Source organism: Streptomyces sp. NPDC086023 (genome assembly GCF_044540325.1).
Taxonomy (GTDB): domain Bacteria; phylum Actinomycetota; class Actinomycetes; order Streptomycetales; family Streptomycetaceae; genus Streptomyces.
In genome coordinates this window covers 129,907-139,757 of sequence record NZ_JBITRX010000020.1, presented here as the reverse complement: position 1 = coordinate 139,757, position 9,851 = coordinate 129,907, and the positions used below count along the sequence as shown (strand labels likewise).

Here is a 9,851-nt window from a genome sequence, read left to right as displayed (position 1 = left end):
TCACGGCCAAGCACTGCTTCGCCGACAACCCGGCCGACACCACCACCGTCACCGCCGGCGCCCCCAAGGACAAGACCACGGTCACCGTCGGCCGCGCGGCCCGCTGCCGGGCAAGCGGTCAGGGGCCCGCCGAGGCCGCCCTTGCCGCGCCTCCAAGCGGCATACGTGCGTCGGTCGGCGCCGCCGCGCAGGTGCGCGATGCGCGCTCTGGGGCGGGTTTTCGGGCAGTCGGAATCGGCGCGCCCTGCTTTGGTCCCGCCGCCACCCGTGCACGCTCCGGCAGGTGGAGCCGGCCGTCAGCGCGAGACGACGGCCGAGTCGTCAGTGGGGGATGTCGTCGATGAGTTCGCGGGCGCCCTGGCGCAGGAGGGCGACGGCCACTGAGGTGCCCAGGGTGGCGGGGTCGAGCGGTCCGGCCCATTCGTGGGCCCGCAGGGCGCGCTTGCCGTCGGGGGTGAAGACGGTGGCGTACAGGCTGAGCTGGCCGTCGCGCTCGGTGCGGGCGTACCCGGCGATGGGGCTGTTGCAGTGCCCTTGGAGGACGTGCAGCAGCATCCGCTCAGCGGTCGCCTCCCGGTGGGTGGCCGGGTCGCCCAGCGCGCTGACCGTCTCGATCAGGTGCGTGTCGTATTCCCGGCACTGCAGGGCGAGGATGCCGGCGCCGATCGGCGGGCACATCGTCTCGACCGGCAGCACCTCGGTGATGACGTCGGTCCGGCCGATGCGCTCCAGGCCGGAGACCGCCAGCAGCAGGGCGTCCGCCTCCCCCGCGGCGAGCTTGTCCAGGCGGCGGTTGGCGTTGCCGCGGATCGGAACGCAGGCGAGGTGCGGGTGCGAGGCGGCCAGCTGCGCGATGCGCCGTACGGAGGAGGTGCCGATCCGGGTGCCGGCCGGCAGCTCGTCGAGGGTCAGTCCCCGGGGGTGTACGAGCGCGTCGCGGATGTCGTCGCGCGCCAGGAACGCGGCGAACACGGTCCCGGCCGGCAGCGGCCGGTCCGCGGGGATGTCCTTGACGCAGTGCACGGCGAGGTCCGCCGTGCCGTCCAGCAGCGCGGCGTCCACCTCCTTGGTGAACGCCCCCTTGCCCTCCACGGCCGCGAGGTCGCCCATCCACCGGTCTCCGGTCGTCTTCACCGGGACGACCTCGGTCGTCGTGGCGGGGTAGAGCGTGCCCAGCTCTCGGCGGACACGCTCCACTTGGGCCAGGGCCATGGGCGAGTCGCGGGAGACGATGCGGATGTGGTCAGGGGCGGACATGCCGCCCACCATAGACCCTCAGACCCTTGCTCCGACGACAAGCCCGGAAGCCCATCTCAGCGGCGTGGCACGCAAGTTGCGCTGTTCGGGCAGGCGTGCGAGGAACCCGTCGACGCGCGGCTGGTGGTCGTCCGGCCAAGTGTCCTGGGGCAGCAGGTCGTCCACGACGTAGATGCCACCGGGGGCCATGAGGGACAGCAGGCGGTCGAGCAGGTGGAACTTGCCCGGCCGGCAGTCGACGTAGGCCAGATCGATCGCCGGGCCGCGGTACGCCCGCAGCCACCGGTCGGCGGAGAGCGCCTCGAACCGGACGCGCCGGTCGTGGCCGAGGTGCCGTACGGCGACCATCTGCGTGCCGGGGTCGATCTCCACACTGGTCAGGCGGGCGGTCGGGGCCATGCCGTGCAGGAGCCACGCCGCGCCCGCGCCGACACCGGTCCCCAGCTCCACCAGGGTCCCGCCCGGCTTGGTGGCGGCCAGGGTGGCCAGGAGGGACCCGGTCCGCTCCTCGCACGACATCGCGAAGCCCGCGCGGGCCGCGTCGGCCAGGATGCCGTCGAGCGCGTCGGGGCGGGCGAAGGGCGCGTCATCCACGGCGGGCCTCCAGGAAGGCGGCGACGGTCTCGGCGGCGAAGGTGAGGATGCTGTCTGCGCCGGCCCGCCTGAGCATCACCAGGTACTCCGTCATCCCCTCCACGCCCAGGGTCTTGAGGGCCGCCCACTCGCCGGAAGTCGAGTACGCCGTGATGGGTACGTCCTGGTCCGCGCGCAGGCGTACGAGCAGGTCGGCGGCCGTCATCACCGGCTGCAGGGTGAACGAGTCCGCCCCCTCCGCGACCCAGGCCCGCGCCTGCACCAGGGCAGAGCGGTCGCAGCGGCCCGGCTCCAGTTGCAGGCCCCGGCGGTCGCCGCCGGCCGGCTCGGTGTCCATCACCGTCTTGAAAGCCCCGTACAGCGTCGTCCGGATCGCGAGGTTGGGGTTCACGCCGACGTCGCGATGGCCCTGGTCGTCCAGGGCCCGCCGTACGGCGTGGACGGATCCGGTGAGCATCGCGGTCGGCGAGACGACGTCGGCCCCGGCGTCGGCGTGCTGCACCGCCATGCCCTGCATCAGCGCGTACGTGCCCTCCGTGTCGATGCTCCCGGCGTCCGTGCGCAGGACGCACTCGTGCGCGGTGGTCCAGGAGCAGCCGCAGACCTCGGTGGTGACGGCCAGGCCCGCGGCCGCGGTCTTGACCGCCTCGATCGCGCGGATCATCAGGTTGCCCGGCGCCAGGGCCGCACTGGCGTCCGGGCTGCGGTCCTGGCCGTGGGCGAAGATTTTCACCCCGGCGATGCCCATCGCATCCCAGCGGCGGACCGTGGCCGCGACGTCGGAGAGGACGACGGCCCCCGGCAGTGCCCCGGCCGACGGATGCCCCTCGGGCAGGACCAGGAGCGGGGCCGTCAGGTCGGCCGGAGTGAGGGCGGTGCGCGCGTACAGGTTCCGTACGGCCTCCCTCGCCCGGGAGGGGTCGACGCCCTGCGGGCCCCCGGGCGGTAAGGCCGCTCGGGGCGCGGGGATCGTGGCGGTACGAGCACCAGCACGCGCGCGTGCAGGGGACGTCGGGGACGTGGGATTCATGCTGGCTCCTCGGGGGTGGATGGCGAGGGGTGCCGCCCTGTTGTGGGCGACCGGCGCAGGGCCGACCGCCCCCGGCAGGGCAGGGGGTGGGAGTGCCTCGGTCGGGTTTGACGTTGCTCGGGTCGATCGGCAGGGCTGCGGCGGTACGGGCAGGCTGCCTACTCCGGCGTACCGGCCGCGCCGCGGTCTTCGGCGTCGCTGCGGTCGACGCGAGCGCGGTCGACGCGGTCGAGGAAACGGGCGAACCCGCGTTCCGCACGCGCCCGCAGCTCCGGGGACGGTGCCCCGTACGGGGGCTGCTCACCGCGGCGCGCAGCGAGGGCGCGGGGCGCGCTCGGAGCCCCTGACGGGGCGTCCGGAGCGTGAGCGGGCATGCGGCACCACCTCACTGTGTCGTCGGCCACGGGATTCATCCCACCAGCCGCAGGTTCTCGGGGGAGGTGGGCAGCTCGCGCCCGCCCGCCTCCGGGCGGATGTAGGCGCGGCGGGCCTCGTGGGTGCCCGTGTGCGTGGCGATCTCCTCACGGACGACGGCCATCAACCGGCCTTCCGTGCCGGAGGCGATGTCGCGGACCCGGCGGCCGAGCCACGGGTGCCGCTCGTGCCCGAAGGAGTCCGGAGCCGTCACGGCCTGCCCCCGCCGGTCGGCTCGCCGGCGACGACCGCGGGCTCACTCGGGAACGGGAACTGGAACGGGGTAGCCAAGAGGTCCTCCTCCGCCGCTGTTATGCCTTGGTGCCAGGCCAGGTCAGGCCTCGCACCAGGGACCGTACGAGCGGGCCGGCGAGTCAACGAGGACACTTCACCGGACATTTCAACGAGGAGTACCGTCGGGGTACGCCGCTACCGCTCCGGCGACGGCCGGGGGCTCGCGCATCTCCGACGGGGGGCCTGATGCCCGCGATGGGAAATCCCAGATTCACCGCTGCCTGCCGTGAGCGCGGCTGGCACACCCAGCTCGACGTCGTCACGGCCTACGAGCACCACGCCACGCTGCTGGGCGAGCCGGCCACCATCACCGTGCGCCAGGTCCGCCGCTGGCAGTCGTCCGCGCCGGGCTGGCCCCACACCCTCTCCCGCAGGGTCCTGCACGCCATGTTCGGCCTGCCGTTGCCGGAACTGGGCTTCACCCCGCCCCACACCGCCCGACAGCCGCCGCTGCCCGGCCGGCCGGGCACGACCGCTACCGAGGAGGATCCGGTGCGCAGGCGCTCCTTCCTTCAGGGCGTGCTCGGCGCCGCTCCGCTGCTGAGCCCGCTCGGCCGTGACCATCTCACCGCGGCGCTCGCCAATGCCCGCCGTTACAGCGACCAGGCCCTGGTCGCCCACCTCCGCAACGCGCTCGACGCCGCCGCCCGCACCGACGGACGTACCGGCCCCCGCCACACCCTGCCCACGGCGCTCGGCCTGCTCGGCGTCATCGACGAACTCGCCCGCGACGCCTCCTCGCCCGTACGACGCGAGCTGCTCGCGCTCGGTGCCCGGGCGGCGGAGTTCACCGCCTTCCTCCACCGCGACGCCGGAGCTCCCCCGCAGACCACCGCCTATTTCCACGACCGGGCCGCGGAATGGGCCACCTTCGCCGGCGATACGCCCATGCACGCCTACGTCCTGCTCCGCAAGGCCCAGGCCACCGACCGGGACGACGCCACCCGCATGCTCGACCTCGCCCACGCGGCCGCACACGGACCGTGGACGCTCCCTCCACGGGCGCGCGCCGAGGCTCTCCAGCAGGAGGCCCGCGCCCTGGCGCTGACCGGGGCCGCTCCCGACACCGTGGCGCGCACCCTCGACGAAGCGCACGCCGCCCTCGACGGCGCGCCTCCCGCCGAGCCGCCGACCTGCACGGGACCGCTGTGCGCGGCCTACAGCCTGGACCGGCTCATGGCCCAGGCGGCGATCAGCCACCGCGAGGCCGGGCAGCCCGCCCGGGCCGTCGACATCCTCCAGCGTCACCTCGGCCACGGCACCTTCGCCCCGCGCGACCGGGCCTTCTTCACCGCGCACCTTGCCGGTGCCCTGGCGGCGGCGGGCGAGCCCGAGCAGGCCGCCGCCACCGGTCTGTCCGCCTTGAGCCTGGCGGCGCGCCCCGGCTTCGGCCAGGCCCTGGGGGAACTGCGGCGAACCGCATCCCAGCTGCGCCCCTACGCCCGCCGGCCCGCCGTACGCGAGCTCCGGCAGGCGCTGACCGGGCTGACGGTCCCCCCTGCCTAACCGACCGTCAGGAAGCCCCGTACCCGCTCGATCACCGCCGCCTGCCAGGCCTGGGACTGGGGGTGGAGGTACTGCGGGTCCTCGTGCACGGCGAACCCGTGCTGGGCCCCCTCCAGCTCCATCAGCTCGGCGGGGCCGGGGAAGACCGGCAGGTACCGGCGCGAGGACTCCACCGGTACGAAGGTGTCCTTCGTACCGTGGACCAGCAGGACCGGGGCCCGGACCGCCCGGAGGTAGAGGTCCGGGTCGAGGTGGAACGCCTCGTTGTGGAGCGCCCGGCCGAGCTCGAACGGCGATTTCTCCGTGAAGCCCCGCTCGTCCAGGTCACGGGCCGCGTCCGCGCTGATGTAGTCGCCCTCGAAGTACGGCCGACTGTCCACGTAGCGCTCGCGGTAGTCCAGCCGCGGGTTGAGCAGCACGAGGCGTCCGACGTCCGCGGGGCGGTGCCCGGCGTGCAGCGCGGCCGCACCGCCGGAGAACGACGCGGCGACCACGTGTACGGGGCGCCGCGCGCCCGTCTCCTCGAGCAGCCGGTCGCAGGCGGCACGGATGTCGTTGGCGATGGCGGCCATCGTGATCTCCTCGGGCCGCCCACCGCTCTGCCCGTGGGCCCGCAGGTCGAACCGCAGGCAGTGCAGCCCCTCTGCCGCCAGCCCCGCCGCCAGCCGCGTGAAGAACCCGCCCTCCTCCCGCGTCACGCCGGCGCCGTGCACCAGCACGACGGCTGCCCCAGGCCCGGCCCCCGGCAGGGCCGAGGGAACCGTCACCGTCCCCGACAACGACGTACCGTCCAACGAACGGAACCGCACTTCCAACTCATCGGCCATGCCCCGATGGTAGGGAGCCGCTCGTGTCGGGGTGGGGGACATCGTGGAGTACACGGCCGCCGGCCACGCGCCTGCTTTCACGCCGATGCGTGGCTCCCCGCTCCCCTAGCTCGCCATCGCGGCCCGGAACGCGCTGCTGCCGTCTCCGAAAGGCACACCGCTACCCCAGGGGGACGGAGTCTCCGGAACTCAGAGTCCACCGGGGGGCGACGGCGCATTCGGGGGGTCTGGAATGCTCGGCTGCATCTGTTGCTGAGCTCTGTCTATGGCCTCGTCTATCCCCAGTTTGGGCTGCGGTTTAGGCTCCGGCGGCTTCGGCTTTTGCTGTTCCTTTGGTGGTTCCTTTGGTTCCGATGGCTTCGGCTTGTCGGGAGCTGGATCTTTTGCACCCTGCTGCCGCCCCCAAGGAGTTGGCTGCGCTCCTTCGTAGAGCTTTTTTCCGTACGGCGTCAGATCCTTCGGCGGCCAAGGTTGCTTGGGCTGCTCCTTGCCGGTGCCGGGCTTGGGCTGCTCCTTCCCGGTGCCGGGCTTGGGCTGCTCCTTCCCGGTGCCCGGCTTGGGCTGCTCCTTCCCGGTGCCCGGCTTGGGCTGCTCCTTCCCGGTGCCCGGCTTGGGCTGCTCCTTCCCCGTACCGGGCTTGGGCTGCTCCTTCCCCGTACCGGGCTTGGGCTGCTCCTTCCCCGTACCGGGCTTGGGCTGCTCCTTCCCCGTACCCGGCTTCGGCTGCTCCTTCCCCGTACCCGGCTTCGGCTGATCCTTGCCCTCTGGGCGCTTCGTCTGGTCCTTGGGTTTGCCGTGGTCAGACCGCTGGGATCCTTCTTTCCCGTCTTGTTTGTCTCTCGTGTGATCACTCATCGCCTTGTTCCCGTTGCGACTCGGGAGACGACTCGTCTATCAGCGAGTGGGTGATTCGTCTGACAGAACGGGGGAGTTCCCCTCCGTCCGCAGCGAGCATGTGCTGGGCAAAGCAGAGGCCCACCCGTCGTCTCGCGTTTTCGATCCGTGCGGCCTCTTCGGGCGAGGCATTGTCCTGGGGGTACTCGAACAGCTCGTACGCGGCCGTGTCGCAGACCTGCCAGGTCGCCTGCCGGTTTCCTTCCGACCGGTCGGAGGCATCCGCCTCGGCCCACATGTCGGCGAAGCGGTCCGCTGCCACGACGTCGGCTACCGCACCCCGGAAGGGGCAGGCGTGATCCGGGCTGATGATCGTGCAGCCTGGGAACGGCGGAACTCCATAGGCGTGGCGCTCCATCGCGAAGGCCCGGAAGGCGTCCCTGGCGGGTGCGTCCTGGGCGAGTAGGGCTCGGCGCAGATGCTCGGCGTAGTCGAGGGTGGCGGTGTACTCCCAGCCTGCTTGCGCGCCGCGACGTGCGGCGTACCAGTCGGCGCCGTGCGCCTTGAGGGAGAGCAGGACCGCCGTCTCGTCGTGGAACGGCTGCAGGCGTGCGCGGACCACCTGCACGAGATCCGGCTCGGTGCGTTCCAGGCTGTTGACGTCTGCCAGCAGGGACAGCACGGTGCGGGTGAGGGCTCGACGAACGGCGGCGTCGTCGAGCAGGGAGCGGGCCGCGGCGCATTCCGCCGGGTGGTTCGTGCACGCCACGGCACACGAGGGTGCGGGCATCCACAAGCTGTCCCATCCGCCGGCCGTGCGCCAGGCGGCCATCAGGTCGCGCACGGCCGCATCGTCGGTGCTGCGGATCAGGGCGTCGTCCTTCGCTGGCGGGACCTGTGCCAGTACGGGCGCGTCGGCTCCGTAGCCGAAGACGGCGGCCCTGCCCACCTCCAGTGCGACCAGTGCCTCCGACTGCGCGGCGTCCATGCCCATCGTGGTGGCCAGGGCGAGTCGGTCGTCCGCGGCCACGGTGCGGTGGGCGATCTTGAGCTGGGTGTTCTTCAGTACGTCCGGGGCCAGGCGGGTGGGTACCTGGTCTGCGATGACCACGCCCTGGCCGTAGGCGCGGATCTCGGAGAGGAGATGGGCGAAGGTTTCCACCGCGCCGCCTCGCGGGTCGGCGACGTTCTCCTCACGGATACGGGGTGCCGCCCCCAGGAGCCTGTGGGCCTCCTCGACGACGAACAGGTGCGTGAGACCCGGCTGCTGCCCCTGGGCCCGTCGGTATTCGGCGAGCCGGATGAGCAGGAGCCCGATGACGAATGCCTTGTCGTCGTCGCTGCCCATGGCCTCGAGTTCGACGACCGTGGGGCCCGCGAGCAGCTCCGACATGGGAAAGGAGCGCGGAACGTCGAGCAGTGCCCCTTTGCCCCCGAGGCGGAGGCTTCTGACGCGGGTGCTCAGCGCCGCCTCGATGTCCGCGGCGATCTTCTCTTCGTAGCCGAGGGAGCGGGCGACGACGGGGATCTTCGCCGCGAGGTCGCTGAGTGTCGGGCAGGCTGCCCAGGTCGGTGCTCGGGCGTCCAGGCGCCGGTTCGCCTCCGTCCGAAGCTCCCAGCCGCGGTCGCTGTAGATCTCGTGGAGGCAGCGTTCCAGTACGTGGGGCAGCGGCACCCACATGCCGAAGGCGGCCTCGAAGGTGGCGCGCAGCAGGTCCACGTGCTCTGCGACCGACGCGCCTTCCGGTACGTCGAACGGGTTGAGCCGCAGCGGCGCGACGGTCTCCCGGCCCAGGGTGAACACCCGAAGGCTTGGGCCGATGGCCGGATCCTGCAGCAAGGCCCGGTACTCCGCCTTGGCGGGTTCGACGACCAGGAACGGTACTCCGGCGGCGGCGACCTGCCGGATCAGGTGCAGGACCGTGTTGCTCTTGCCCGACCCCGTCACGCCCCCGACGAAGACGTGCCGGGAGAGCGAGTCGAGCGGTACGGAGAACTCGACCGGGCTCCTGCGGTCTCGTTCGATGACCGTTCCGATGACCGCGGCGGGCGGGGCCGCGGGAGGGGACAGCACGTCGAAACGCGGCACGGTCCGGACTCCGAAGCCGGCCGTCTCCACGGTCGGCAGGTGCACGTAGCCCGCCAGCTGAGGCGAGCTCAGAATCGTCTGGGCGGTGTAGGGATGCCGGTAGATGCCCGGCCCGGGCTGCTCCGGATCGCCCGGCAAGGCCCACTGCACCGCCAGGTCGGCCGTCGACGGCAGCGGGACGGTGCGAATCGGTTCGGATACGGAATGCGGGCCGGAGAACACCGCACGCCATGCACTGCACAGTGCGTTGAGGTCGGGGCCGGTTGGTCCCAGGAGGTAGACGCCCGTACGCCAGCCGCCGCGGGCATGCGCATCGGCCAGGGCATCCAGGCGGGCTTGCAGGAGGGCGAGGTAGTGCTCGGCCAGAGGGCTTCGCAGACCGGTGGACTGGACAGCGGCCGCGACGGCCCGCATCTCGTTCAGCACCCGATTCCGGTCCGACGCCAGCTCCGTCACGCCGACCGGTACCGCAAGGACGAGCGCAGCCCAACGCCTGCCTGCCATCGACCGCAGAAAACGGTCCATGGGGAGTTCGCCGTCGCGAGCCGGCTCCGTCCGTGCGGTCGGTACGCCCAACGCGAGCGCTCCGTGGGTGAACTTGGGGGTCGCGACGCTGGCCGGGGCGAGGTCGACGGCCGGGTAGCAGCCGTCGAGTACCGACAGGAGCATGGACTGCTGCGCGTCGAGCCCCGCGCCGTCCGTGCTCTCGCCGCCCCAGGTCCCGATGCGGATGGCGACTCCCTGGCCTTGGCTCTCCATCAGGCAGGCGACCGGCACGCCGGCACCGGCGAGGCCGACGAGGAGCGACGTGGTCGGCAGCTCCAGTTCCACGCTGTCCGGCCGAGGTTGCAGCAGCCGCGCCGACCGGCCGACTCCCGCGATGCGCGCGGCACGCCGGGCAGCCATGGAGGAGGTGAGTGCCGGGCCGCCCTGCAGCAGGGGGACCAGGCGGTTGCGCTGCAGGTAGTCGACCGCGTCCGTGCTGACCGGATCGACGCTCATCGCA

The 9,851-nt window shown here is 72.5% G+C and carries 9 protein-coding genes; 1 reads left to right on the top strand and 8 read right to left on the bottom strand.

Going from position 1 to position 9,851, the window contains the following annotated elements:
• Window positions 1-321: 321 nt before the first annotated feature.
• The 5 genes from hemC to ACIF6F_RS30820 form a co-directional block, all read right to left on the bottom strand.
• Window positions 322-1,257 carry a hydroxymethylbilane synthase gene (gene hemC, locus ACIF6F_RS30840; protein ID WP_399954222.1) on the bottom strand — a complete coding sequence of 312 codons (936 nt, stop codon included), beginning with the start codon at window positions 1,255-1,257 and terminating at the stop codon, window positions 322-324.
• Window positions 1,258-1,275: 18 nt separating this feature from the next.
• Window positions 1,276-1,851: an O-methyltransferase gene (locus ACIF6F_RS30835; RefSeq protein ID WP_399954219.1), complete on the bottom strand. Its 576-nt coding sequence runs from the start codon at window positions 1,849-1,851 to the stop codon at window positions 1,276-1,278.
• A complete protein-coding gene (locus ACIF6F_RS30830) occupies window positions 1,844-2,881 on the bottom strand; it encodes a hypothetical protein (RefSeq protein WP_399954216.1) in 1,038 nt (345 codons plus the stop codon). The genes ACIF6F_RS30835 and ACIF6F_RS30830 overlap by 8 nt, the downstream gene beginning before the upstream one ends.
• Window positions 2,882-3,039: 158 nt before the next feature.
• Window positions 3,040-3,255, bottom strand: a complete 216-nt coding sequence (locus ACIF6F_RS30825; protein WP_399954213.1) for a hypothetical protein — start codon at window positions 3,253-3,255, stop codon at window positions 3,040-3,042.
• Window positions 3,256-3,290: 35 nt separating this feature from the next.
• The gene (locus ACIF6F_RS30820) at window positions 3,291-3,509 is read right to left on the bottom strand and encodes a hypothetical protein (RefSeq protein ID WP_399954211.1); all 219 of its coding nucleotides are present in this window, start codon (window positions 3,507-3,509) and stop codon (window positions 3,291-3,293) included.
• Between the two features lie 275 nt (window positions 3,510-3,784).
• Here ACIF6F_RS30820 and ACIF6F_RS30815 point away from each other — a divergent pair, with 275 nt between their 5' ends.
• The gene (locus ACIF6F_RS30815; RefSeq protein WP_399954208.1) at window positions 3,785-5,095 is read left to right on the top strand and encodes an XRE family transcriptional regulator; all 1,311 of its coding nucleotides are present in this window, start codon (window positions 3,785-3,787) and stop codon (window positions 5,093-5,095) included.
• Here the strand turns inward: ACIF6F_RS30815 and ACIF6F_RS30810 are convergent.
• The 3 genes from ACIF6F_RS30810 to ACIF6F_RS30800 form a co-directional block, all read right to left on the bottom strand.
• Window positions 5,092-5,922 carry an alpha/beta hydrolase gene (locus ACIF6F_RS30810; RefSeq protein ID WP_399954205.1) on the bottom strand — a complete coding sequence of 277 codons (831 nt, stop codon included), beginning with the start codon at window positions 5,920-5,922 and terminating at the stop codon, window positions 5,092-5,094. The two genes, ACIF6F_RS30815 and ACIF6F_RS30810, sit on opposite strands and share 4 nt — an antisense overlap.
• A 189-nt stretch (window positions 5,923-6,111) precedes the next feature.
• A complete protein-coding gene (locus ACIF6F_RS30805) occupies window positions 6,112-6,777 on the bottom strand; it encodes a hypothetical protein (protein ID WP_399954202.1) in 666 nt (221 codons plus the stop codon).
• A complete protein-coding gene (locus tag ACIF6F_RS30800) occupies window positions 6,770-9,847 on the bottom strand; it encodes an ATP-binding protein (RefSeq protein WP_399954199.1) in 3,078 nt (1,025 codons plus the stop codon). Before ACIF6F_RS30800 ends, ACIF6F_RS30805 begins: the two co-directional genes overlap by 8 nt.
• Between the last annotated feature and the right edge of the window lie 4 nt (window positions 9,848-9,851).